24 protein-coding genes, 3 tRNA genes and 1 other RNA gene are annotated in these 22,201 nt (G+C 62.1%); 16 read left to right on the top strand and 12 right to left on the bottom strand.

Features of this window, described 5'->3' with window-relative positions; translation table 11 throughout:
• Positions 1-55 precede the first annotated feature (55 nt).
• Positions 56-727, bottom strand: coding sequence for a hypothetical protein (locus ACERJA_RS18480; RefSeq protein ID WP_373609688.1), 672 nt, complete (start codon positions 725-727; stop codon positions 56-58).
• Between the two features lie 465 nt (positions 728-1,192).
• Here ACERJA_RS18480 and cysE point away from each other — a divergent pair, with 465 nt between their 5' ends.
• Positions 1,193-1,888 carry a serine O-acetyltransferase gene (gene cysE, locus ACERJA_RS18475; RefSeq protein WP_373609687.1) on the top strand — a complete coding sequence of 232 codons (696 nt, stop codon included), beginning with the start codon at positions 1,193-1,195 and terminating at the stop codon, positions 1,886-1,888.
• 3 nt (positions 1,889-1,891) lie between these two features.
• Here the strand turns inward: cysE and ACERJA_RS18470 are convergent, their stop codons facing one another.
• The gene (locus tag ACERJA_RS18470; RefSeq protein ID WP_373609686.1) at positions 1,892-2,176 is read right to left on the bottom strand and encodes a hypothetical protein; all 285 of its coding nucleotides are present in this window, start codon (positions 2,174-2,176) and stop codon (positions 1,892-1,894) included.
• Between ACERJA_RS18470 and ACERJA_RS18465 the strand changes: the two genes are divergently transcribed.
• Positions 2,175-2,660 (top strand): PaaI family thioesterase, encoded by a 486-nt coding sequence (locus ACERJA_RS18465; RefSeq protein ID WP_373609685.1) that lies wholly within the window; start codon positions 2,175-2,177, stop codon positions 2,658-2,660. The two genes, ACERJA_RS18470 and ACERJA_RS18465, sit on opposite strands and share 2 nt — an antisense overlap.
• A 24-nt stretch (positions 2,661-2,684) precedes the next feature.
• Here ACERJA_RS18465 and ACERJA_RS18460 read toward each other — a convergent pair whose 3' ends face one another.
• From ACERJA_RS18460 to ACERJA_RS18445, 4 genes are read right to left on the bottom strand one after another with little or no spacing between them, the layout of a single operon-like run.
• Positions 2,685-2,864, bottom strand: coding sequence for a hypothetical protein (locus ACERJA_RS18460; RefSeq protein ID WP_006065122.1), 180 nt, complete (start codon positions 2,862-2,864; stop codon positions 2,685-2,687).
• 56 nt (positions 2,865-2,920) lie between these two features.
• The gene (locus ACERJA_RS18455; RefSeq protein ID WP_169331110.1) at positions 2,921-3,082 is read right to left on the bottom strand and encodes a hypothetical protein; all 162 of its coding nucleotides are present in this window, start codon (positions 3,080-3,082) and stop codon (positions 2,921-2,923) included.
• A complete protein-coding gene (locus ACERJA_RS18450) occupies positions 3,075-3,197 on the bottom strand; it encodes a hypothetical protein (RefSeq protein WP_373609684.1) in 123 nt (40 codons plus the stop codon). The genes ACERJA_RS18455 and ACERJA_RS18450 overlap by 8 nt, the downstream gene beginning before the upstream one ends.
• A gap of 34 nt (positions 3,198-3,231) precedes the next feature.
• The gene (locus tag ACERJA_RS18445; RefSeq protein ID WP_373609683.1) at positions 3,232-3,813 is read right to left on the bottom strand and encodes a cysteine hydrolase family protein; all 582 of its coding nucleotides are present in this window, start codon (positions 3,811-3,813) and stop codon (positions 3,232-3,234) included.
• A gap of 132 nt (positions 3,814-3,945) precedes the next feature.
• Here ACERJA_RS18445 and ACERJA_RS18440 point away from each other — a divergent pair, with 132 nt between their 5' ends.
• From ACERJA_RS18440 to ACERJA_RS18430, 3 genes are read left to right on the top strand one after another with little or no spacing between them, the layout of a single operon-like run.
• Positions 3,946-5,637 (top strand): Hvo_1808 family surface protein, encoded by a 1,692-nt coding sequence (locus ACERJA_RS18440; protein ID WP_373609682.1) that lies wholly within the window; start codon positions 3,946-3,948, stop codon positions 5,635-5,637.
• A gap of 3 nt (positions 5,638-5,640) precedes the next feature.
• Complete coding sequence (locus ACERJA_RS18435) at positions 5,641-7,089, top strand: Hvo_1808 family surface protein (RefSeq protein ID WP_373609681.1); 1,449 nt, start codon at positions 5,641-5,643, stop codon at positions 7,087-7,089.
• A 30-nt stretch (positions 7,090-7,119) separates the two neighbouring features.
• Positions 7,120-8,280, top strand: coding sequence for a nicotinate phosphoribosyltransferase (locus ACERJA_RS18430; RefSeq protein ID WP_373609680.1), 1,161 nt, complete (start codon positions 7,120-7,122; stop codon positions 8,278-8,280).
• A 204-nt stretch (positions 8,281-8,484) separates the two neighbouring features.
• On the opposite strand, the gene ACERJA_RS18425 is transcribed toward ACERJA_RS18430, so the two are convergent.
• Entirely contained in the window at positions 8,485-9,084 is a 600-nt protein-coding gene (locus tag ACERJA_RS18425; RefSeq protein WP_373609679.1) for a TIGR00296 family protein, read from the bottom strand.
• Positions 9,085-9,189: 105 nt separating this feature from the next.
• Here ACERJA_RS18425 and rnpB point away from each other — a divergent pair.
• Positions 9,190-9,682: RNase P RNA component (gene rnpB, locus ACERJA_RS18420), an RNA gene on the top strand.
• Between the two features lie 53 nt (positions 9,683-9,735).
• On the opposite strand, the gene ACERJA_RS18415 is transcribed toward rnpB, so the two are convergent.
• The 3 genes from ACERJA_RS18415 to ACERJA_RS18405 form a co-directional block, all read right to left on the bottom strand.
• Positions 9,736-10,632, bottom strand: a complete 897-nt coding sequence (locus tag ACERJA_RS18415) for an esterase/lipase family protein (protein WP_373609678.1) — start codon at positions 10,630-10,632, stop codon at positions 9,736-9,738.
• Positions 10,633-10,691: 59 nt separating this feature from the next.
• Complete coding sequence (locus ACERJA_RS18410; RefSeq protein WP_373609677.1) at positions 10,692-11,894, bottom strand: PQQ-binding-like beta-propeller repeat protein; 1,203 nt, start codon at positions 11,892-11,894, stop codon at positions 10,692-10,694.
• A gap of 177 nt (positions 11,895-12,071) precedes the next feature.
• Positions 12,072-12,144: transfer RNA gene (locus ACERJA_RS18405), tRNA-Arg, on the bottom strand.
• Between the two features lie 310 nt (positions 12,145-12,454).
• Here ACERJA_RS18405 and ACERJA_RS18400 point away from each other — a divergent pair.
• The 3 genes from ACERJA_RS18400 (at position 12,455) to ACERJA_RS18390 (ending at position 15,434) form a co-directional block, all read left to right on the top strand.
• Entirely contained in the window at positions 12,455-13,906 is a 1,452-nt protein-coding gene (locus ACERJA_RS18400; RefSeq protein WP_373609676.1) for a single-stranded DNA binding protein, read from the top strand.
• 66 nt (positions 13,907-13,972) lie between these two features.
• Positions 13,973-14,404: a histone gene (locus tag ACERJA_RS18395; protein WP_006065112.1), complete on the top strand. Its 432-nt coding sequence runs from the start codon at positions 13,973-13,975 to the stop codon at positions 14,402-14,404.
• Position 14,405: 1 nt separating this feature from the next.
• On the top strand, positions 14,406-15,434 hold the full coding sequence (locus ACERJA_RS18390) for a histone deacetylase family protein (RefSeq protein WP_373609675.1): 1,029 nt from the start codon (positions 14,406-14,408) through the stop codon (positions 15,432-15,434).
• A 69-nt stretch (positions 15,435-15,503) separates the two neighbouring features.
• Here ACERJA_RS18390 and cca read toward each other — a convergent pair whose 3' ends face one another.
• On the bottom strand, positions 15,504-16,907 hold the full coding sequence (cca, locus tag ACERJA_RS18385) for a CCA tRNA nucleotidyltransferase (protein ID WP_373609674.1): 1,404 nt from the start codon (positions 16,905-16,907) through the stop codon (positions 15,504-15,506).
• A gap of 95 nt (positions 16,908-17,002) precedes the next feature.
• On the opposite strand from cca, the gene ACERJA_RS18380 reads away from it, so the two are divergent.
• Positions 17,003-17,075 (top strand) — tRNA-Asn (locus ACERJA_RS18380).
• 166 nt (positions 17,076-17,241) lie between these two features.
• Positions 17,242-17,706: a group I intron-associated PD-(D/E)XK endonuclease gene (locus tag ACERJA_RS18375; protein WP_373609673.1), complete on the top strand. Its 465-nt coding sequence runs from the start codon at positions 17,242-17,244 to the stop codon at positions 17,704-17,706.
• 21 nt (positions 17,707-17,727) lie between these two features.
• Here ACERJA_RS18375 and ACERJA_RS18370 read toward each other — a convergent pair whose 3' ends face one another.
• Positions 17,728-18,150, bottom strand: a complete 423-nt coding sequence (locus ACERJA_RS18370) for a CopG family ribbon-helix-helix protein (protein WP_373609672.1) — start codon at positions 18,148-18,150, stop codon at positions 17,728-17,730.
• 109 nt (positions 18,151-18,259) lie between these two features.
• Here ACERJA_RS18370 and ACERJA_RS18365 point away from each other — a divergent pair, with 109 nt between their 5' ends.
• The 5 genes from ACERJA_RS18365 (at position 18,260) to ACERJA_RS18345 (ending at position 22,172) form a co-directional block, all read left to right on the top strand.
• Positions 18,260-19,465, top strand: coding sequence for a GTP-binding protein (locus ACERJA_RS18365; RefSeq protein ID WP_373609671.1), 1,206 nt, complete (start codon positions 18,260-18,262; stop codon positions 19,463-19,465).
• Positions 19,466-20,722, top strand: a complete 1,257-nt coding sequence (locus ACERJA_RS18360; protein WP_373609670.1) for a GTP-binding protein — start codon at positions 19,466-19,468, stop codon at positions 20,720-20,722.
• Between the two features lie 131 nt (positions 20,723-20,853).
• Positions 20,854-21,447, top strand: a complete 594-nt coding sequence (locus tag ACERJA_RS18355) for a molybdenum cofactor biosynthesis protein B (protein ID WP_006065105.1) — start codon at positions 20,854-20,856, stop codon at positions 21,445-21,447.
• Positions 21,448-21,656: 209 nt separating this feature from the next.
• A tRNA-Ile gene (locus ACERJA_RS18350) sits at positions 21,657-21,764 on the top strand.
• Between the two features lie 168 nt (positions 21,765-21,932).
• Positions 21,933-22,172, top strand: coding sequence for a hypothetical protein (locus ACERJA_RS18345; protein WP_049889677.1), 240 nt, complete (start codon positions 21,933-21,935; stop codon positions 22,170-22,172).
• The last annotated feature ends 29 nt before the right edge of the window (positions 22,173-22,201 follow it).

Below are 22,201 nucleotides of genomic sequence, written 5' to 3'. Positions count from 1 at the left end.
CCCTCGAGAAGCCGTCAGAAGACGGCTCATCGCGGTCGGTTCGTAGTCGGTTCAGCTACTCCCGGTAGCACACGGCGGCACATCGGTTGGTGTTTACTTCGCCCGACGCACCGATGATCTTGTAGTCGTCGCTGACAATCTCCCAGCAGTTCTCTTCGCCAGCACGGCTACTTGGTTGGAGAGCCACGTTCGGATCGGCGGGTGCACACTCCGGTTCACCGTCCGCGTTACCTTCGTTGTAGACCACGTTCACGTTGTTGACGTCCGAAACGCCACAGACCTGACTGCAGCCTCTTCCGAAGTTCGGATCGTCTTCGTCACCGTTGCCATTGCCACAGACCCAGAACTGGATGTTGCTGATGGCCGGTTGTGCCTGTCCCTCCGGGACGCAGAACTCCTGGGTTTGTCCGCCAGTAGCCGAACATCTGTAACACTCTAGCCCGGCCTTGATGACAACAGTATCGGCCTCCTGAGGAACTTGCACGGTTTGACAGAAGGTTTCCTCCGGGAAGTCTCTACCCGCCTCGAGTCGCGTCCCCTCGAGTTCCTCTCCGCCCTCACATGGATCTGGACACTGCCCTGGAACTCCCGATGAGTAATTTTCACAACTCGCCTGTGCACCGACAGTACCTGTCGCGCCAAGTCCGAGACTGCCGACGACTGCCGACGCACCAACGGCCTTGAGTACGGACCGACGACTGGTGTCAAGTGATTCTGTTTTTTTCATGGTTCTCTGAAAACCGCTGTCGAGAGACAGCGCGTGGCTGACCGACCCAACCCGCCGGTTTCCAACCTGACGTATGCCGGGTACGCAGATATCTGTGGAACCTGATGAGTAAGGTGCATGATACACAAGGTGGGGTGTTTATATTGTCCGCTCCGCGGTGGAACGAGGACGCATCTCGTTTCGCTAGAAAAGGACGATTCCAGATCCGAACGCTCATTGTGACCCATTGTCTATCAGGCTACCGGGCTATTCGATTCGGCGACGTGCTCTCTACTGGTGGAAACGAATGGAACGACGATCGGTTGACGAGGAGCGCATTCCGACGAGTGACGAGTGCCACGACACCGCACATCGGAGAATGTAACCCCATGAGTTCGACCGAGCCGATCGGCGCCAGCCGCATGACGACCGTCGCTGCGGACGTGACCGAACTCGTCGGCGACACGCCGCTGTGGGGTGTGCCCGATGCTTGATCGACTCCGCGAGGACGTCCGGACGGCGTTCGCGAAGGACCCGGCGGCGAAGGGGACCCTCGAGGTCCTGTTGTGCTATCCCGGGCTCCACGCGATCTGGTGCCACCGGCTTGCCCACCGGCTCTGGACCCACGAGTTCGGCACGACCGCGCGGTTCGTCTCCCACGTCTCGCGGTGGCTGACCGGGATCGAGATCCACCCCGGGGCGACGATTGGGCGGCGCTTTTTCATCGACCATGGCTCCGGCGTCGTCATCGGCGAGACGGCCGAGATCGGCGACGACGTGTTGTGCTACCACGGCTGCACGCTCGGCGGGACGTCGCTCGAGGCGACCAAACGCCACCCGACGCTCGGCGACGGGGTCGTCGTCGGCGCCGGCGCGGCGCTGCTCGGTCCGATCGAGATCGGCGAGCACTCGAAGATCGGAGCCAACTCCGTGGTGCTCGAGTCGCACCCGCGGAACTCGACGATCGTCGGGATTCCCGCGACGGCGGTTCGCCGCCCCGAGAGCGACGCGCCGATGCAACTCGAACACGGCGACCTCCCGGATCCGGTGTTCGCGGACATCGAGGGGCTGTACGAGCGATACGACGACCTCCGGCGCCAGCAGGACGAACTCGCGTCGCTGCTCGAGCGCGTGATCGACGACAGGAACGACGATCCGGTCCCGATCGAAAGCGACGACTAATTCTCACTCCTGCAGCGTCTCGCCGTCGACTAACCGGCCCCAGAACAGTGGCATCTCGATCGGGAGAGCGCGGGCGGAAAACAGAGACAGACGCTCGACGCGGTCTGCTGGCGCGTTCTCGTCTATCGCAACGGTCGCGTCGGTCCCTTCCTCGTCGATCTCGATGAACCGTTCTCGAGACTGAAACGCTATCAGTCCCGACTGACCGCTGCCTGCCGGACAACGTTCGACAACGTGACAATCGAGAAACGTAGCCGTAAAGAGCGTCGATAGCAGACCACAGGGCATGACCGACGACACGCAGCCAACTCCCGAGGAGTTCGCTGATCTCGAGAGCCTGCTGCAGTACTTTATCGAGGAGAATCAGGAGTTCCTCTCGTGGATCGGCACGACTGTCGAACACATTGGCGAGGGGACGATGACGCTGTCGGTGCCCTACGACGAGAAACTGAGCAATAAGCGACCGACGCCGTCGGGTGACGGGCGGGCGGATCTCCACGGTGGGATCGCCGCGACGCTGATCGATACGGCCGGTGGCCTCGCCCTGCGGACGGCGATGGACAACCCCTTCGATGCACGAATCGCGACGATCAACCTGAACGTCAACTACCTCCGGCCTGCGGTCGGCGACCTCGTGGCGACGGCGAACGTGATCCGCGTCGGCGGCAGCGTCGGCGTCAGCGAGATCATGGTCGAGAGCACCACGCCCGACGGCGAGACACGCGAAGTCGCGACTGGGCAGGGTGCGTTCCGCATTTTCCGGCCAGAGTAAGGCGCGCCCTCGCCTCGAGGGGGCTTAGCCGTCCGTTTGGGAGCCGTCGTCGGTGTGGGTGGCCGGTTGATCGGACTCACTCGAGCGATGCTGGCTTCGGTGTGTAAGCCAGAGCCGTCCGTGGAGATAACAGCCGATCGCGGCGACGACGACGAAGTAGAGATAGATCGCGGCTTCGATAGGAGCCGGAACCGACTCGAGCATTGGACTCTAGTTCGAGTGCCCGCAGTATACGACTCCGCCTGCAGTGAGACACGCTTTTAGGCGGTTGTCAGCATCCAGTAGCGCACGCCGAGATACAGCATGACGATTCCGAACGTGACGGCAAACAGCGGCGATCCGTCCATGGCTGCATACACCAATGCGATCGCGTTCAGTCCGATTCCGAGGAGATACATCGACCGCAGTCGGCGACTACTCATGCTGGCCACCTGCGCTCTCGGTGCTGTTGGACGGATACACGGTAGTGCGCGCAAGAATGTTACCGTTTGCCAGTCGCTCGAGGGGTGTCGTCTGTGCGGTCCGATGGGTGCTCATACCACCCCCTTGGGACGGCGCGTTGAAAACGCTCTCACTTCGCGCCGTCGAACTCGAGGTCGTCGCTCGTGACGACCTCGCCGAACAGCCAGTCGGCGTGCTCGAGGGCGTACTCGTGGTGGTCGTCCTCGATCGCGCCGATGCAGTCGTCGACTATGAGCGGCCGGAAATCACGAATACTTGCGCTGCCGCCGGTGTGGAGTACACAGACGTTGGCGAGGGTGCCACAGATCACGAGGTCGTCGATCCCGCGGGCGTTGAGCCACCCCTCGAGTTCCGTGTTGTAGAAGGCGTCGTAGGTGTGCTTTTCGACGACGAGATCGGCCGCATCAACCGGGAGTTCGTCGACGATTTCTGCCTCCCAAGAGCCCTCGAGGACGTGTTCGCCCCACTGTTCGAACTCGTCGTAGTAGTGAGCATCGTCGAACTGCTCGGGCGGGTGGACGTCCCGCGTGTAGACCAGCCACGCGCCGGCGTCGCGGGCGTGCTCGATGAGGGCGGCGGTCGGCTCGATAACTGCCTCGCTCCCCGGTGCGTACAGTGAGCCGTCGGGGTGACAGAAGCCGTTTTGCATATCGACGACCACGACCGCTGTGTGTGCTGGCTCGAGGTGCATCTGTACGGGATTCTACGAGGCGATTCGTAAAAACATTCGCGACGGTTCGACCCAACCCCTGCTGACAGCGTCTGTCGCTGTCGACCAGCGATCTTTTGACGCTCGCCTTCGTACGATTCCCATCCTCTCGAAATGACGGCCACACTGACGCGGACGCGACTGCTCGTTGCCCTCGTTGCGATATCGACGCTCGTTCTGACACTGGCCGTGGCCGGTGGGATGGTCCCAGGGCTGTTCGGAGACGATTCGACCGACCGTCCGGCCGATCCCACCACCGAAGACACCGTCGGCTACGTCAACGGCTACTGGTACGACGATGACCTCCCAGTCGACGACCGTGACGATGCCGTTGTCGACGACGGCGAACTCGAGTCGGTCGTCTACCGGTCGATGGCACGCGTCGAAGAAATCCGCGACCTCACCTTCGAGGACGACGTGCCGGTCGAGGTCATCTCCCGCGAGGAGTTCGCCGACGACCACGACGACGTCTTCCTCGAGTTGAGCGACGACGAACATCTCGAGCAGGACGTCACCTACGAGGCGCTGTTCATGGTCGACCGTGACACCGACGCGGGAGACGAGCTCGAAACAATGTACAGCGGTGCCGTCGGCGGCTACTACGATCCGGAGACCGATCAGGTCGTGCTCGTCTCGGATAATACGGAGACACCCGAACTGGATGAGGTCATCCTCGGCCACGAGCTGCTCCACGCGCTCCAAGACCAGCAGTTCGACCTGACGAGTTACGACCGGGAGACGATCGACCAAGACGCTGCGAAAAACGGGCTCATCGAGGGCGATGCCGTCTGGGTCGAAGACGAGTACGACCACCGATGTGGGGCCGAGTGGGACTGTCTCACCCCTGGCGAATCCCACGCTGACCAGTTCGGTGAGGTGAACTGGGGGCTCTACATGACGCTTTTCCAGCCGTACAACGACGGCCCGGCGTACGTCGATCAGTTGCTCGAGGCCGACGACGACTGGGCAGCGGTGAACGCGGCCTACGACGAGCCGCCGACGAGTTCGTCGACGGTGATCCACACGGACGCAGACCGCGAGCCGGTCGAGATCACGATCGACGACCGCTCGAGCGACGACTGGGACCGGCTCGAGGTTGACGGCGAACCCACGTCACAGACGGCCGGCGAGGCCGCGATGGTGTCGATGTTCGGCGCTGACGTCCACGACCGGGGGCAGCCGTCCGTAATCGACTCGGATGCACTCCTCACCGACGATCTGTCGGGGTATGACTACGACCAGCCATACACGGACGGCTGGGCCGGCGACGAACTGCTCCTGTACGTTGATGCGGACGCTGACGACCCCGAACCGGCCGACACCGGCTCCGTCTGGGAGACTGAGTGGCGCTCGAGCGAGGACGCCCAGCAGTTCCTCACGGGTTATCTCGAGTTGCTCGACATTCACGACGCTGAACCAGTCGATGACCGACAGGACACCTACGTGATCGACGACGAGTTCCCCGGGGCGTACGCCATCGAACACGACGGCGAGACGGTGACGATCGTTCGTGCGCCGTCGGTCGACGACCTCGAGGGGATCGCGGCTGGCGTCGCACCCGAAGGCGAGGACACACTCGAGCGTGTCGCCGTGGACGACAACGGCGACACCGACGACACCGACGATGACAACAGCGACTCACTCCCCGGCTTTGCTGGCCCCGGAGCGGTGCTCGGCATCTCGATCTGGGTTCTCGTGGCGAGACGGAAAGACAGCTCCGTTCGTGGCTGGGTCGGTCGCCGGACGCAGCTGGCGACGCTCTCCGAGGACAGCGAGCAGTATATGACGCCGCCGTCACAACGGTAGCCAATGCGCCGGAGTCGCCTCGCACTGTTCGCCGTCGTGGCGCTGGTCGTGCTCTCGGGCTGTACCCTTCCCGACTCGCCGGACCAGTTCGACACCGACCGTGAACTCGGCGCTGTTGGCGACTACACCCACGACGACGTCTTCGAGTTCGACGACACCGAGGCAGTTACCGAGTCCCAACTCGAGGCGGTCAAATATCGCTCGATGGCTCGAATCGAGGTCCTCCGCGGGCTGAAGTTCAAACACGACGTTGAACTCGAACTCATCACCAGAGACGAGTATCGCAGCCAGCGTGGCGAGCCCGAGTCGGCATCGGTGTTTACGAACGAACTCTGGCGCGGGGCGTTCATCGTCGATGGCGAGACGGACGTCAATCACGCGATGGACACCCTCTACGGCGGTGCCGTCCAGGGCTACTACACGAACGACCGGATCGTCATCATCGCAGACGACACAGACGCGGTTCGGATCGACCGCGAAACGCTGGTCCACGAACTCGTCCACGCGCTGCAGGACCAACACTTCGGCCTCGAGCGCCACGGTGAGACGATCGACGAACAGCGAGCCGAACTCGGCTTGCTCGAGGGAGAGGCAAACTATCTGCCATACCTGTACGAGCAGCGCTGTGACACCGAGTGGCAGTGTGTCCCCACCGACGACGGGCCGGCAGACGAGGTCAGCCCTGGTGAGCGCCCGTTCAACGCCGGCCTCTTTCTCTCGATCTATACGCCGTACTCAGAGGGACCACCGTTCGTTGCCCACCTCCGCGAGCGTGGCGGCTGGGACGCCGTCGACCGCGCCTACGAGCGCTATCCGGCAAGCACCAGCCAGCTGATCCATCCCGAACGCTACCCGGATGACGAGCCAGTTGCCGTCGAGATCCCCGACCGCTCGAGCGAGGACTGGGTTGCTTATAGCCCCGAGGGCGATCCCCACACGGAGACGGTCGGTGAGGGAACATTGTTCGCGGCGCTGTGGGCCAACGGTGTTATCGACCGATCGTTGACTGCGGGCAGTACTGAGATCTCTCCGTACAACTACTCCCATCCGGCGACCGACGGCTGGGCCGGCGATACGTTTCAGGTCTATCTGGATGCGACCGAAGACGACCGGACTGGCTACGTCTGGTATCTCGAGTGGGAGCGCTCCGCCGACGCCGAGGCGTTTGCCGACGCCTATCGAACCCTCCTCGAGAATCGCGGCGGCGCACCGGCCGCTGCCGTCGACGACGCCTACCGGATCCCCGATAGCGAGCCCTTCGGTGGGGCCTACCGGGTCACCGTCTCCGGCAACACGGTCGAAATCGTCGGCGCGCCGCTGGCGATCGATCTGGAAGCGGTCCACGAGAGCGAGGCGAACGCGTCGGCACAGCGCACTGTCGAGACGACAGCGCCTGTCACTCCCGGCCCCGCATCGATGCCGTCGGCGGCGACAGCGTCGGCAGACGGGTAGCTTATCTGCCTCCCCCGGGAAGTCGTCGACATGTCAAACCCGTTCGGAACCGTCCCAGCGGCGGCGATCCTCGAGGGCCGCGCGACGGATGCGTACTTCGAGCGCACTCGAAGCACCCTCGAGCACGCGGGGAAAGATCCCCACGTCGTCGCCGAGGTGACCGCTGATCAGTTCCCTACCGGCTCGTTCGAAGTCGTTACCGGCATCATCGATGTCGCCACACTGTTCGAGGGCCGCAACGTCGATATCGATGCCTTGCCCGACGGCCAGCTGTTCGACGGCGGTCCAGTGATGCGAATCGAGGGCCCCTACCTCGAGTTCGCCGAACTCGAGACCTCGCTGCTCGGATTCCTCTCTCAGCCCAGTGGGTTCGCGACGGCCGCTCTCGAGACGCGGCTGGCGGCCCCTGAGTCGACCGTCCTCTCCTTTGGGGCGCGTCACGTCCATCCCTCGATCGCTGCGACGGTCGAACGGGCCGCGTTGCTCGCCGGTCTCGATGGGTTCTCACACGTCGCCGCAGGCGAGATTCTCGGTCGCGAGGCAGGTGGCACGATGCCCCACGCGCTCATGTTCTGTTTCGGCGAGGGCAACCAGGCCGACGCGTGGCAGGCGTTCGACGAGGCCGTCGGCGAAAACGTCCCACGGATCGCCCTCGCGGATACCTTCTGGGACGAGAAAAGTGAGAGTCTGCTGGCCGCTGAGACGCTCGGCGACGAGCTGGATGGTGTTCGAATCGACACCACGGGCTCCCGTCGCGGCGACTTCCGACACATCATCCGTGAGGTTCGGTGGGAACTCGATGCACGAGGCCACGAGGACGTCGACATCTTCTGTAGTGGTGGCCTCGGCCCCGACGCGATTGCAAACCTGCGCGACGTCGCCGACGGCTTCGGCGTCGGCAGCCACATCACGAGCGCCGATTCGGTCGATTTCAGCCTCGATATCGTCGCCATTGACGGCGACCCAATCTCAAAGCGGGGCAAACTCTCCGGCGTGAAAGACGTGTACCGAACCGCAGACGGTGGCCACCACGTCGCACTCGCCGACGACGAAGGGCCGGAAAACGGCGAGACCTTACTCGAGCCACTAATTCGGGACGGCGAGGTCGTTCGGGAGTTCGACCTCGAGGCCGCAAGCGAGCGGTGTCTGGCCGATGCCGAAGCTGTCGGATTCGATCCGTCGGCGGAGTAATCCACTCGCTCTTCGACCCGTTTCTCGGCAGTACCGTCGCTGGATCTCTACACGGGCCTCTTTCGTCGGACTCGTGGCGAACCACCCACTGTTCGATCGAGACGTATCGCTGACCCGAGCGATGGCTCTCCAAGCGTGATCGGTACCAGAAGACGCTGTCTCGGAACGACTCGAGCGAGAGACTACTACTTGTCGCAGCGTTCGTTATAGTTCTTCGATGCTACCGTCGGCTTCGCGCTCGCGGAAGACCTGTCCCTCAAACAGCGTGACGATGACGTCGTCGTCCTGCCAGGCCCCCGGCGCGAGTTTGGCTTTTCGGCACGTGCGGTCGAGATACTCGCGACCGCTCCAGCCGTTCTCGACGGGCACTGTCGGATACAGCCAGCCACCCTCACCGCCGTCGATGGCGACGCCGTGGGTTCCGAGCTCGAGGTCGGCAAGCGGATCGTCGGTCAGGACGACGCTTTTGACGGTACAGACCGAGACCGTAAGATTCGGGAGTTCTGAGGGCGTTATCTCGGAGCTACACGAATCCTCGCTTGCGGCTTCGATTGCCGCGTCAACGATGACGTGTCCGAGCTGGTCGTCCGACTGATAGCCGCCAGCACAGCCACGGAGGCTGCCGCGGCCCCGTGTCGACTCGAGGCGGACGAACGCGCCAGTTCGCTCATAAAAGGCCTCGCGCATGCTGCCCGGTTGTTCTCGTTGGCCGTGTTGTACGTAAGATTCGACGGATTCACGCGCGAGTTCGACGGCGCGTGCCCCGTCTTCGTAGGAAAGGTCGACGCCCTGTCGCTGGGACATACAACTGTATATGGCCGGTGCCGTCCTAAAGCGCTTCTATTCCGTCTGGGCGTCATCTCTGACGCCGACCGGGGGACTTATTCGCCCGACACTCCTAGGCCAACTGGGAGAGAGAGCCTGGCTGCCGCGGTGATCAACTGGCAACGGGGCAATCACAGACAACTGTTGCTCGTCTTTCGGGACGTGCAACGCACTCGCGTTGGCCCCCTTCGGGGTGGCCGACGCACGCAACGTGGTCCATCCCCTCGGGATGTGCCACGCTCGCGAGGAAAGTCCCCCCACCTGTTCGGGCAGGTGACCGGGCGCAAGCCCGGAGCGGAAGACCGCTGGCTCTGGAACAGAAACGACACGTCTCGGCCCGACCGATGATGCGTGCGAACCCAACCGAGAGGACGGGGAGTTGACCTGCAGAGGGTTGGGCTGGTCGAACGATCCGTTCGACCACCCACACAGACGGCCGAGGATCGATGGAACGGCGAATCCTCACCGGTGCAAGTCCATGCCGTGGTAGCCCGAACACCCCGCGGCCTCGCCGCGGACGGCATGGACGCTCAGCCGAATGCCGGGATGAACAGAAGGGGGCTTACTCCTCTCACCCAGTTTTCTACCTCGAGTGACGACGCTCTCGACTCGGACGGATTCGTCCACCACTCACTCGAAGTCGGCTCTGAGCTGAGGCACACAGCCGACGTCTGGCTTGATGTAGTCACAGTGGTCGTCAACGTCGTCGGTGACGTCGACGTCAGTGTAGTGTTCCGGCGTCGTGCCGCTATCATCGGTTATCCAGCCACTGCTGCAGTCTGCGCCGCCACAGCCGAGGCCGCTCGAGAGCGACTGTATATCGTAGCCATAACAGACGTTGTCATCGGCTTCGGAATGATAGTTGAAAACGGCCTCGGCGCTGGTGTCGATACCGGAGGCGTATTCGCCATCCGTACAGACCGAATCGTCGTCCGCGGCAGTCCCGACCAGCGTGACAGTCCCAACGGTGGCGTCGTCCAGTGCTGTGAGTGTCTCGAGGCACACCCGCCCACCGAGTGAGTGGCCGACCAGCCGAACCGTGGTCTCCTCGAGATCGACGCGGCCGGCCTCGAGCCACGAGGCGAGGCGGTTACCAGCCGTCTCGGTAGTGCCCTCGGCGCGCCAATAGTTGGGCGTGTCTGCCTCCCACGACGCGGCGACCACCGGCTCGTCGTAGTCGTTCGCCTCGAGGGCGTGCTCGAGCGTGGCGGCCTGATCGGTGCTGGTCTCCAGTCCAAGCCAGCCGTGGACGAAGATGACGACCTCGTCAGCGTCCGCTATGGCGTCGACATTCGACGCCGTCGGATTCCCACTCGTGAGGTCGATCTCCGGATACTCCGCCGGTGCACTCGCCCGGTCGTCACAGCCCGTAAACCCCGATGCCGACGCCGACCCGGTCGCTCCAGCCAGGCCGCCAGCGCCGACAGCTGTGGCGGCCGTTGTCCGAAGCAGTCGCCGGCGGCTGACGGTCGTCGGGTTCGTTCCGTCGTCGCTTTCGCCGTCCGCTCGTGCGTGCCGATTGCTCATTCCATGTTTCGGGTGGTCTCTCGAGACGAGTAGGCCCCCTGCAGGCAGCTTCCGGGACCCTACGAGAGCACGAGCAACGCCGCAGTGTCGTCGCCTTCGAATCGACTAACGTCCGTCGTCACGAACAGCTTTCCGTCGGCTGCGGTCACGTAGCTGACATTGTCTGGCTCCTCACGATCGAACCGCTCCCCACCGATCCGCAGCGAACGAACGCCGTATCCGCCGCCGACGTCGAACGCCCGGAGTCGGTCACCGCCGACGTACACCGTATCGCCGACGATGATCGGTGGGTTCCGGGAGCTGCGTCCGATGTCGGCTCGCCACAGGTTGTCCCCGTCGTTCGCGTCGAGCGCGTACAGCGTCGAACCCGAGCGGGCGAGAACGGTCCGGTGGCCGATCGCGAGCCCGTCGTTTCCGAAGCCGCTGAGATCTGTCTGCCACTCGCGTTTCCCGCTGATATCGAAGTAGATGACCGAGCCGTCACCGCCCGCGATCGCGACACCATGGCCGAGCCGGCGGTCGCTCGAGGTGAGGACGATCGGCGCACTCGAGATACCCGCCTCGATCGTCCGTCGCCACTCGACACGCCCCTCCCAGCGGTTGATTCGGTACAGTTCGCCGCCTCTGGTCGCGACGAACAGCCAGTCGGCGTACTTCGCGATTGCATAGCTTGCACTGCCGAGCAGTTCCTGTTCCCACAGTTCCTCGCCGCTTTCCGCGTCGAGCGCATGGACGGCGTTGCCGCCAGCCACGTAGACCCGCCCGTCGTCGGTGTCGGTAGCAAGAGCACTCTCGCTGATGACGTAGTCGAGTTCGAACGACCAATCGACCGCGCCCGTCTCGAGGTCTCGAGCCGTCAGCACCCGACGTTCGGGGACGTAGGCCGTGCCGTCGAACACTGTCGGCGACCCGCTGTAGGTGGAGACATCGTTTTCGGGGTCGATCGACCAACGTCGCTCTCTCGTCTCTCTGTCGAACGCGACGACATCGTATCCTGTATTCACGAGAACGGTGTCATCGGTGACGATCGGTTCGCCGGTCGCCGTCGATGACTCGAGGTCGACTCGCCACTCGATATCCGGCTCGTCCCGTGGTGCCGCGCCGTCGGGGACGGTTCTCGAGTTCCGGCGGTCGGCACCGACGGTCAGCCACGTGTAGTCGTCGTCGGTTCCCGGCTCGTCAGTGCGGCTACCGAGACAGCCTGCGACTGTCGCGGTACCCGCGGCTCCGACCCCGAGGAGGAGTTCTCGCCTGGAGGGCATTTAGTACGAATCGTTGACGTGTCAGGATGAGTTTTGTGGTCAGAACTGTTACTCGCTGTGGATGCGTTCGAAAAAGCGGCCTGACGGAGTCCAACGCGAGTGGAACGAGCGTTGGGCACGTCAGGACCGAACGCGAGAGCGGACGCTGAACAACGTGAAGCGGCCGCGATAAGTGAGCGTCCTGACGGAGATTTGAACTCCGGTCCCTGGCTCCGCAAGCCAAGAGGATAGTCCACTACCCTACCAGGACTCATCTCATCGTAACCGCGTGGACATTAAAGGCCTTTCGAAAGCAGGTCGTCGTATACGGGCTATATCGCCCGATCATGCGTGTTTCAGACTGTCACGACGCCGGGTTGTCGTTGGCCGTCCGACACGTGAGTTTATATACCGAGGCGGAGCCAGCAGGGGTATGCATTCGGACGCGATCGCTGTCCGGCCGGCCGGGCAAACGCGACCTCGAGTGGGCAGTGTACAACGATTGGCTCGGATCGATCGATGGGGGCAAACACGCCGAATGGACAATGCTTATGCGCGGGCTACCCATGCACGAGCATAGAATGAGCGACATCGAGGGCGTATATGAAGACCTCGAGGCCGACGTTTCTCTCGAAGAGTTTCGCGAGGCCGTCGAGGAAAAAGTCGAGCAGATGGGTGGACTTGCAGACGAAGAGACTGCGGCGATGCTCATCGCTCACGAGGTTGGCGAGAGCGAGGTCGGTGGCATCGCCGATATTGAGCCCGGAATGGAAGAAGCGAAGTTCGTCGCCAAAGTGACCAGTATCGGCGAGGTTCGAACGTTCGAACGCGACGGCGAGGACGAAGACGGCCGCGTCGTCAACGTCGAAGTCGCCGACGAAACCGGCGCCGTGCGCGCGGCTTTCTGGGACGACCACGCCGAGGCGGCGATCGAAGAGTTGGAGGAAGGGCAGGTGCTGCGAATCAAGGGCCGGCCCAAAGAAGGGTTCAGCGGCGTCGAAATCAGTGTCGATCAGGTCGAACCCGATCCGGACACCGAGATCGAAGTGCAAGTGTCCGATACCCACACGGTCGAGGCGCTGTCGCTGGGCCTCTCGAACGTCAATCTCGTTGGACTCGTCCTCGATACCGGCAGTGTCCGAACGTTCGACCGCGACGACGGCTCCGAAGGAAAGGTGTCGAACCTCACACTTGGAGATTCGACCGGGCGCGTGCGCGTGACGCTGTGGGACGAGCAGGCTGATCTCGCGACGGAGATTGAATCGAACACGACCGTTGAGGTGATCGACGGCTACGTGAAAGAACGCGACGGCAGTCTCGAGCTCCACGTTGGAAACCGCGGCGCTGTCGAAGAAGTCGACGAAGACGTCGAGTACGTCCCTGAGAGCACGCCGATCGAAGCCGTCGAGATCGGCCAGACGGTCGATATCGCTGGTGTCGTTCGCTCGGCTGACCCAAAACGCACCTTCGACCGCGACGACGGCTCCGAAGGGCAGGTCCGAAACATTCGCGTCCAGGATGCGACCGACGATATTCGTGTGGCACTGTGGGGCGAGAAAGCCGATGTCGACGTCGGACCGGGCGACGAGGTCGCACTGGGTGACGTCGAAATCCAGGACGGCTGGCAGGACGACCTCGAGGCCTCCGCTGGCTGGCAGTCGACGATCACGGTGTTGGAGTCCGAATCCGCAACCACCGATGAGAGCGAGGCGAGTGGCTCGAGCGACGAGAACGCCGGTCTGTCGGCGTTTGCCGGATCCGACGGCAGCGACAGCGATAGTGAGACAGCCAGCGGTGGCACTGAAACCGACGACGAAGCTGCCGCGACCGACTCCGATGGGACGGATGATCCGACGAACGGAGAGGAACTCGAGTTCACCGGCGTCGTCGTGCAGGCCGGCAATCCGGTCGTTCTCGATGATGGCGAGACGACGATGAGCGTCGAGACGGACGCTGATGTCGGTCTCGGCGAGGAGCTAACCGCCAGAGGGGTCGTCCGCGATGGTCGGCTCGAGGCAAACGACGTCTTCTGAGGTCACGAGCAACCACATTGCGCGGCTAGGAAAAGCGTTAAGGGAGTTACCTTCGCCTATCATTGTATGAACGTCGAACTCCCGTTCGCCCCGGTTGATACGATCATCCGGCGGAACGCGGGCGATCTTCGGGTGAGTGCCGACGCGTCGAAGGAACTCGCAACACGGATCCAAGAACACGGAAGTGAGCTCGCGATCGGGGCTGCTGAGCGAGCGACCGAAGACGGGCGCAAGACGCTGATGGCGGCGGATTTTGGCGTCGAGACTGTCGTCGACAAAGACGATCTCGAGTTGCCGGTCGCACCCGTTGATCGTATCGCCAGACTTGACATTGACGATCGGTATCGCGTCTCGATGGACGCCCGCATTGCCCTCGCAGACATCCTCGAGGACTACGCGGACAACGTTGCCCGGGCAGCAGCGATCCTTGCACACCACGCTGACCGCCGGACGATCATCGACGACGATATCGAGACATACTTTTCGTTGTTCGAGTGAGATGCAGTTTGGTTACAGCGAGGTCTGCCTCGCACATGATCCCGGTTCGCGCCACCCCGAGACGCCGGACCGGCTACGAGCGATTCGAGAGCGACTGAAACGAAAACACGGTGTCGAGTACGTCGACGCCGACCCATGCGACCTCGAGACGATGGCTGCCGTCCATGAACAGGCGTACCTCGAGTCCGTCAAGCAGTTCTGTGCTGATGGTGGGGGGAACTGGGATCCCGACACGACTGCCGTTGAGGAAACCTGGGATGCGATTCGTCACAGTGTAGGGCTTGCCTGCTGGGCCGTGGATGCGGCCCTCGAGGGACAGAACGGCCGAAAAACGCCGTTTTCGATCGGCCGACCGCCGGGGCACCACGCCGTCTACGACGACGCGATGGGCTTCTGTTTCGTCAACAACGTCGCCGTCGCCGCCCAGCACGCCCTCGATGCCGACGACCACGACGTTGATCGGGTTGCGATCGTCGACTGGGACGTCCATCACGGGAACGGGACACAGGACATCTTCTACGATCGCGACGACGTCTTTTTCGTCTCGATACATGAACAGGGGCTCTACCCTGGCACAGGGGCCATCGACGAGACCGGAACAGGCGAAGGCGATGGAACGACGCTGAACATCCCGATGCCCGCCGGCACGGACGACCAGGACTATCTGTCGGCGGTCGAAGGACCGATCGTCGGCGCCCTCACCGAGTTCGACCCCGACTGTCTGCTGATCAGTGCCGGCTTCGACGCCCATCGTCACGACCCGATCTCACGGATTCGGCTCTCAACGGAGGCGTACGCCCTGATGACCGACCGACTGCGGACACTTGCCGACGACACCGACGCCGCACTCGCATTCATCCTCGAGGGTGGATACGGACTCGACGTCCTCGCCGACAGCGTCGCCATCGTTCACGAAACGTTCGACGGCCGCGCCCCGATCGAACCCGACGCTGGCTGTAGCGACAAGGCTGCGTCGACGCTCGAGGATGTGGCCGACGAACACGGACTCGAGCACGACTTCGACGGCTGAAGACACGTTTTTCCCCGGTTCGTCTGTTTTGAACGGTGAGCCCCCGCTTCGATTCAGACGGCAGATGTCTCAGGGACGTGGATCGAAGTATCTCGAGAGTTCGGTCTCGAACGCGTCTAAGAGGGCCGTTATTTCCTCACCAACGAGAACCGTGTACTCGTCTTCGAGTGCCGTTTCAACGTGGGCTCCGAGGCCGACATCGAAGAGCCGATCGCTCTCGAGGAACTCGCGGGCAGTGGTAAACTCACGTGGCCGCTCGGTGACATACCGGCCGTCTTCGATAAAGGGACCGTACGCCTCGGGGTCGTCAGCGTAGGTCTCGTAGAATCCCTCGGCATGCGTTCGGACGTGGACTGGTGGACCCTCGTGGCGCTCGACGGCGGGTCGCTCGCTCACGGCGAGTTCGACGAGGATCGCCGCCGTCTCGTCGGCCATCGCCGTCGCACGGAGGACGTCGAAGCCGCGATCATCGAGTCCGCTCGTGATTCCGTCGAGCGACTTCTGGAGCTGTGGATACAGCTGATCGTCGACGAGATCCGGCGCCACAAACTGGATGACGACGGGGGTCGTCGCCCGACGCTCGACGTGGCTGCAAAGCTCGGCTTTCGTAAGCGGCTCCGGCTCATCGGGTTCGAACAGTTCGACCCGTGGCTCCTCGAGAAACTCACGCGCATAGTGTTGAAACCGGGCGACGTTTTCGGCCGAACAGACGGCGGCAACGTTGCGTTCGGGATCAGTCGGATCGATGACGACGAGTGGATCCGCAAACGTTTCTCGACCGTGGTCTTCGGGATCGAGTTCGACCGGCGGCTGCCAGTCAGCCGCAGCCTCGAGCAGCGGCCGAAAGCCGCCGTACTCACAGACGAGCAGTTCGGTCAGATAGCCGCTGAACCCTCGCGTCCGGAGGTCGCTGCCGTACGCGCCGATGCCCTTCAAGAACTGCTTTGTGAGGCGGACGTCCGCAGCGAGCTCGTCGTCGAGTCGCTGCTCGAGATACTGGGTGTGAAACGGTGTCCGATCGACGGCCGACCGGATCTCAGTCGCCGACTCGAGTCGAAAACAGGGGACGACGTCGATATCGAACCCTTCGACGGTGCCTTTGACGTAGGGATGCTCGGCGTACTCCTCGTGACCATCGGGCAGCGTTTCGTGGCCGACCTCGAGGCCGTACTGCTCGAGGGCCTCGCGGTCGACCGTCGGGGGGAAGCGAACGAAGATATCGATGTCGCGATCGCCGCTGATCCAGGTGTCTCTGGCCGTCGAGCCGACTTGCAACACGTCGGCGTCCGGACAGCGCTCTCTCGCGGCGCTCTCGGCGCGACTGGAGAGTTTAGTTGCAACGTCACGGAGGGTGGCTCGCTCCGCTGTGTCTGGCTCGATGCGGTCGTAGACCTCGGCGATGACCGACTCGACGTCGTCGTCGGTCATCCTGGTGGGTTCGTGTTCCCCACACTCGGTATCCTCCTTACTCATTGGGCGATGATACTCGAGCAGTGCGTGAAAGGGTGTCGAACACAGTGCAGTGAAAACGAAAGCCCTATCAAATACACCCGGCTACTTGGAAATGAGCCGAAGTAGCTCAGATGGTAGAGCACCTCGCTGTTAACGAGGTTGTCCCAGGTTCGAGTCCTGGCTTCGGCGTCCGATACATTTCGAAGATTTTTGGGTTGACTGAGATCGATCACGTTCAGTCGTACTGATTTTCGGTGTGGCAATCTGACAGACTAGTACCGTTGTGTACTCGAGTGGAACTGCCACGTGCCACTGACTACTGTGGTTTATATTGGATCGGGCGGCGAATTCGTCCATGCCCGATCGAACGGCGTGTTACGACGAACTTCAAGAACCGCAAAAACGCGGCCAGGCGACCGAAGCGATCATTCAGTCGGCGTTCGTGTTGCGCGACATTCCCGTTCTCGTGCCGACCTACGGCACCGAATCCTACGATCTGGTCGTCGAAGTCGGCGGCCGGTTCCATCGAATTCAGTGCAAGACGGCCTATCGAAAACGCAAGGGAACGGTCGAGTTCGAAACAGTCAGTGCTCAACTCGGTCAAGATGGCTCTGATCGGTGTGGATACGACGGCCGTGCGGCGTATTTCGCAGTCTACGACCCGATCAACGACAACCGGTATCTGATCCCCGTCTCGGAGAGCACACACGACACGATGGAGCTCCGCGTTCGAGAGTCGGCGACCGACCACCGCGTTGGGATTGACTGGGCTGGGGAGTATCTACTCGATACTCAACTCGAAGAGCTTCGCCGGCCCTGATGTCGTCTGTGGACAACCCGTTCACGCATCCCGTACCTGGCTCATGCTCTCGAGTGGGACCAGCGAGTAGTCGACGGCCTCGACATCTTCGATTGCACGCAGCTTACCAACGAACGTGGAAATATCCTCGAGATCTGCCTCGAGGACGAACAGATCGACACAGTAGTCGTCGACATGACTGTGGTCGTTCGAGGCAATGTGGTCGTTGTGCTCGTGTCGAAGCTCTGTGACGCGTCGCTCGACGTGCCGTGTGCCGAAATCATAGAAGACGCTGATGACGCCGGCGAGAGAACTGTCCTCGAGACGGTCGTCGTCGAACTCGGTGAGCAGCGCCCGTGCACCCTCGCGGACGACCTCGCTACGACCAGTGTAGTCGTGTTCCACAGCGTGTGCATCGAGTCGGTCGATCAGTTCGGTTGGCATCGAGACGCTGACGACAGGCATCGGTGTTATGAATGAGCTTGGGTGAGATAATATATTTTGTTATGACTTCGTCTGACGATATGTAATAACTAACCTTAACAAGACGCGAAGGCATATTCATAATTGATCTATGACCGACGATCGCATTCCAGTAACTGTCCTGAGTGGCCCTCTCGGTGCTGGCAAGACAACTGTCCTGAATCATATCCTGACCGCTGATCACGGCTTCGAAGTTGCCGTTGTGGTCAACGACATGGGTGATGTCAACGTCGACGCCGAACACGTCGCCCAACAGACTGACCTCGGTGCCGACGAGGAAATCATCGAGCTCTCGAACGGCTGTATCTGCTGTCGGCTGCGTGGTGATATGCTCGATGAGGTCGGACGGCTTGCCAATCGCCTCGAGTTCGACTACCTGCTGGTCGAATCGTCGGGGATTTCGGAACCCATTCCAGTCGCCCAGACGTTCGCAATGGGCTTTGAGGATGCCGACTTCGATCCCACCGACACGTACAGACTGGACACGATGGTTACCGTCGTCAACGCTCACAGCATCTGGGAGGCGTTTGATTTCGGGACTGCACTGACGGGCCAGCAACTCGAAGACGACTCCGGGCGCGTCCCCGAGGAGGTCTTGCTCGATCAGATCGAGTTCTGTGACGTCCTCTTGCTCAACAAATGCGATCTCGTTCCGGACGGCGCACTCGAGGAGATCGAAGCCGTCCTCGAACGCCTCCAGCCCAGTGCGGATCTCATCCGGACAGAGTTCGGAGACATCGATCCGGACAGTATCCTCGGCACCGGGGAGTTCGATTTCCAGCGCGCAAAGGCGTCGGCGGGCTGGAAACACGAACTCCAGCATGACCATCACCACGATCCACGGGAGGAACACGGCGTCACGTCGTTCGTCTACCAGCGGGATCGGCCGTTCCACCCCGAACGGATCGCGTCGCTCCTGACAGCCCTCCCAAACGAACTCATCCGTGCGAAAGGGTTCTTTTGGAGTGCCGGTCGTGAAGATGTCGCAATGGGTATCGACAAAGCCGGGACGTCGGTCCGAGCCGGCCCGGCGGGAGCGTGGCTTGCAACGCTGCCCGAAGCCGAACGCGAGCAGTATTTCGCCGCACGGCCGGGAATCAAAGACGACTGGGATGATCAGTGGGGTGATCGAATGACTCGTCTGGTCTTTATCGGTCGCGACTTCGAGAGCGACGCACTGATCGACCGCCTCGATGAGTGTCTGCTAACCGAACGCGAGATGACTGACAACTGGGACACGTACGCCGATCCGTTCGAACCGGAAGAACGACGTGAACTCGCGCTCGCAAACGAATAAATGAGCGTTCCGGTCACCATCCTCTGTGGCGAACTCGGCGCTGGCAAGACGACCCTGCTTTCGGAGCTTCTCGAGACCAGCGAGCGCGATATCGCAGTGTTAGTCAACGATGTCGGTGCGGTCAACGTCGACGCGGACCTCGTCGAAGCCCGAACCGATCTGACGACTGGCGAAGAAGTACTCGCCCTCGAGAACGGCTGTATCTGCTGTAGCCTCGGTGGCGAACTCTCGCGGTCGGTCATCCAGCTCTGGAAGGAACACGACTTTGAGTATCTGATCGTCGAAGCTTCCGGCATCGGCGAACCCGAACCAATTGCGCGCCAGTTCGTTCGCGGCCCTGCAGGCGGCCCGTACGACCTCGACGCAGTCATCACCGTCGTCGATGCGCGTCGGTTTTACGACCGGTTTGGCGACAGTGCTGCCGACGAGCCGCCAACTCGACAGGGGCCAGACGAAACTGGGAGTCGGCCACTGGCAGATCTGCTACTCGAGCAAGTCGAGTTCTGTGACCTGCTCGTCGTGAACAAATGCGATCTCGTCTCTGCTGCCGAGCGCGAACGCGTTGTGGCACTGCTCGAGACGCTCCAGCCCCGTGCCGAAGTCGTGACGACTGAGTACGGTGATGTCGATCCTGAAACGCTGCTCGACAGCGAACGCTTCGACCTCGAGGCGGCCACCAAATCAGCCGGCTGGAAGCAGCTCCTCGAGGACGAAACAGCGCATGACGAGTCCAAAGCCGCTCACGACCACGGCGGCCACAATCACGATCACGACCACAATCACGATCACAGCCATCCATCAGAGCGCTATGGGGTCGCGGTCGACACCTACCATCGACAGCGGCCGTTCCATCCCGAGCGATTCGTCGCCTTGCTTGCCGACCTTCCTGACGGCCTCGTGCGCGCGAAGGGACTGTGTTGGGTCGCTAACCGCGAACGCCAGGCGATCACAATGAGCTACGCCGGCACGGAGACAACCCTCGAGGTCACCGGCCGCTGGATCGCCAGCCTCTCGGACGAACGGCAGGCAGCGTTCCGTGACAGTCAGCCCGATCTCACGTGGGACGAAGAGTGGGGTGACCGCGAGACCCGACTCGCGCTCATCGGCCGCAACCTGGCGATGGACGACTTGCAGGCTCGACTCGACCATTGCCTGCTCACTGACGACGAACTGGACGCTGACTGGTCGACCTTCGAAAACCCTGCTCCGACGGGAATGGGCGACATGACGACCGTGGTGAGCGACGAGCGATCCTGATTCACCTTGCGTGATTTTCTCGGCATGTCAGTCACGGACGATTATCGACAACGTGCAGTCGCCGATCGATTGCTCTCCCGAATGCTGCCGCGAGGGGAGGGATTATCGCCTTCCAGCATGGATGTCACGGTATGACAGTCGATAGAGACGATCGGAGAACGACTGACGATCATGGCCACGACATCATCAACCCGCTGTACGTCGCCATCGTGACGGTCTCGAGCTCGCGTGCACAGGCTGCTGAGGATGACCCGGACGACCCGGGCGGGGACACCATTCAGGCGTGTTTCGAAGCTGAGGGCCACGAGGTACACGAACGGGTTCTGGTCCGAGACGACTACTCGGCGATCCGAACTGCAGTCCGCGGCCTGGTCGCGCGTCGGGATATCGATATCGTGCTCACCACCGGCGGCACGGGCGTCACTGCAGACGACGTCTCACCGGAGGCAACGCAGTCGCTGTTCGAGCGCGAGCTGCCCGGCTTCGGCGAACTGTTTCGGTCACTGTCGTGGGACGAGGTCGGCACTCGAGCGATGGCCTCGCGTGCAACGGCAGGCATCGCCGTCGACACGCCGGTGTTCTGTCTCCCCGGGAGTACGAACGCCTGCCAAACCGCCTGTGAGAAACTCATCGTCCCCGAAGCCCCACACCTCGCCGGACTTGCGACACGCCATCGACAAGCCGGGACTGATCAGTCGCTGTCGGACTACCAGTCCGACGAGTAACGCCGCCACGCGCTTTTGGGCTCTTTCTCGAACAACCACAACCAACTGCGATCCACACCAGTGTCGTTTCAGCTGTCGGCCCTGTAGATTGTGTGCTGTGACAACAGGGGACTTACTCGAATGAGTCTGTGGAGAGTATGTCAGCGACCATGTCACTCGAACAGGACAGCAACGGTTAACTACGGCGCGCGTTTTGCCTCGAATAGAAGGGGCCCTTAGCTCAGTCTGGTTAGAGCGCTCGGCTCATAACACGGCTGCGAGTTGCTGCGGTTGTGTGAGACACCGAGTGGTCGATGGTTCGAATCCGTCAGGGCCCATCCGCAAAAAACCCGTTCTGTGGCCGATCACTATTCGGCTGGAAACCAACGACTGAACCACCCGAAACCACTGTTTTCGGTTTCGGAAACAGGAGCCTCTGAACCGGAACCGAACCAGCCACTGGTTCCGGGTCGCCGCCTGCTTGCGATTTTCGTGTCCGAAACGGGGTGGTCGGCGTGACGGTTTCACCCTGGCCGTCGGTCGATACCTCGAGTTGTCATCACTGCGGTGCCCACGTTACCGATCGGTTCTGCCGTGTGTTCGGTGACAACCGCGATCGAGCCCACCGCTGTGGTGAGTGTGATACCTACGCTCGACTGAGCCGCGGTTCGGCAGCTGGAGAAGATGTCTCGGTTCCAGATCCAGAGACATCGCCCGGCCGTCACGGGGGTGAGGTCGATGCGTGAGGAACCATTCGTTCCGGCGAGTCGACTCT

The organism is Natronorubrum sp. A-ect3 (genome assembly GCF_041821125.1).
GTDB classification, from domain to species: domain Archaea; phylum Halobacteriota; class Halobacteria; order Halobacteriales; family Natrialbaceae; genus Natronorubrum; species Natronorubrum bangense.
The sequence above is the reverse complement of the archived record's forward strand: the minus strand, read 5'-3'. Positions and strand labels throughout refer to the sequence as shown.

Bases quoted from the DNA above. Each gene is read 5' to 3' on its own strand.
- ACERJA_RS18480 (WP_373609688.1), bottom strand. From the start codon at position 727: ATGAAAAAAACAGAATCACTTGACACCAGTCGTCGGTCCGTACTCAAG.
- cysE (WP_373609687.1), top strand. From the start codon at position 1,193: ATGCTTGATCGACTCCGCGAGGACGTCCGGACGGCGTTCGCGAAGGAC.
- ACERJA_RS18465 (WP_373609685.1), top strand. From the start codon at position 2,175: ATGACCGACGACACGCAGCCAACTCCCGAGGAGTTCGCTGATCTCGAG.
- ACERJA_RS18470 (WP_373609686.1), bottom strand. From the start codon at position 2,176: ATGCCCTGTGGTCTGCTATCGACGCTCTTTACGGCTACGTTTCTCGAT.
- ACERJA_RS18460 (WP_006065122.1), bottom strand. From the start codon at position 2,864: ATGCTCGAGTCGGTTCCGGCTCCTATCGAAGCCGCGATCTATCTCTAC.
- ACERJA_RS18455 (WP_169331110.1), bottom strand. From the start codon at position 3,082: ATGAGTAGTCGCCGACTGCGGTCGATGTATCTCCTCGGAATCGGACTG.
- ACERJA_RS18450 (WP_373609684.1), bottom strand. From the start codon at position 3,197: ATGAGCACCCATCGGACCGCACAGACGACACCCCTCGAGCGACTGGCA.
- ACERJA_RS18445 (WP_373609683.1), bottom strand. From the start codon at position 3,813: ATGCACCTCGAGCCAGCACACACAGCGGTCGTGGTCGTCGATATGCAA.
- ACERJA_RS18440 (WP_373609682.1), top strand. From the start codon at position 3,946: ATGACGGCCACACTGACGCGGACGCGACTGCTCGTTGCCCTCGTTGCG.
- ACERJA_RS18435 (WP_373609681.1), top strand. From the start codon at position 5,641: ATGCGCCGGAGTCGCCTCGCACTGTTCGCCGTCGTGGCGCTGGTCGTG.
- ACERJA_RS18430 (WP_373609680.1), top strand. From the start codon at position 7,120: ATGTCAAACCCGTTCGGAACCGTCCCAGCGGCGGCGATCCTCGAGGGC.
- ACERJA_RS18425 (WP_373609679.1), bottom strand. From the start codon at position 9,084: ATGTCCCAGCGACAGGGCGTCGACCTTTCCTACGAAGACGGGGCACGC.
- ACERJA_RS18415 (WP_373609678.1), bottom strand. From the start codon at position 10,632: ATGAGCAATCGGCACGCACGAGCGGACGGCGAAAGCGACGACGGAACG.
- ACERJA_RS18410 (WP_373609677.1), bottom strand. From the start codon at position 11,894: ATGCCCTCCAGGCGAGAACTCCTCCTCGGGGTCGGAGCCGCGGGTACC.
- ACERJA_RS18400 (WP_373609676.1), top strand. From the start codon at position 12,455: ATGAGCGACATCGAGGGCGTATATGAAGACCTCGAGGCCGACGTTTCT.
- ACERJA_RS18395 (WP_006065112.1), top strand. From the start codon at position 13,973: ATGAACGTCGAACTCCCGTTCGCCCCGGTTGATACGATCATCCGGCGG.
- ACERJA_RS18390 (WP_373609675.1), top strand. From the start codon at position 14,406: ATGCAGTTTGGTTACAGCGAGGTCTGCCTCGCACATGATCCCGGTTCG.
- cca (WP_373609674.1), bottom strand. From the start codon at position 16,907: ATGAGTAAGGAGGATACCGAGTGTGGGGAACACGAACCCACCAGGATG.
- ACERJA_RS18375 (WP_373609673.1), top strand. From the start codon at position 17,242: ATGCCCGATCGAACGGCGTGTTACGACGAACTTCAAGAACCGCAAAAA.
- ACERJA_RS18370 (WP_373609672.1), bottom strand. From the start codon at position 18,150: ATGCCTGTCGTCAGCGTCTCGATGCCAACCGAACTGATCGACCGACTC.
- ACERJA_RS18365 (WP_373609671.1), top strand. From the start codon at position 18,260: ATGACCGACGATCGCATTCCAGTAACTGTCCTGAGTGGCCCTCTCGGT.
- ACERJA_RS18360 (WP_373609670.1), top strand. From the start codon at position 19,466: ATGAGCGTTCCGGTCACCATCCTCTGTGGCGAACTCGGCGCTGGCAAG.
- ACERJA_RS18355 (WP_006065105.1), top strand. From the start codon at position 20,854: ATGACAGTCGATAGAGACGATCGGAGAACGACTGACGATCATGGCCAC.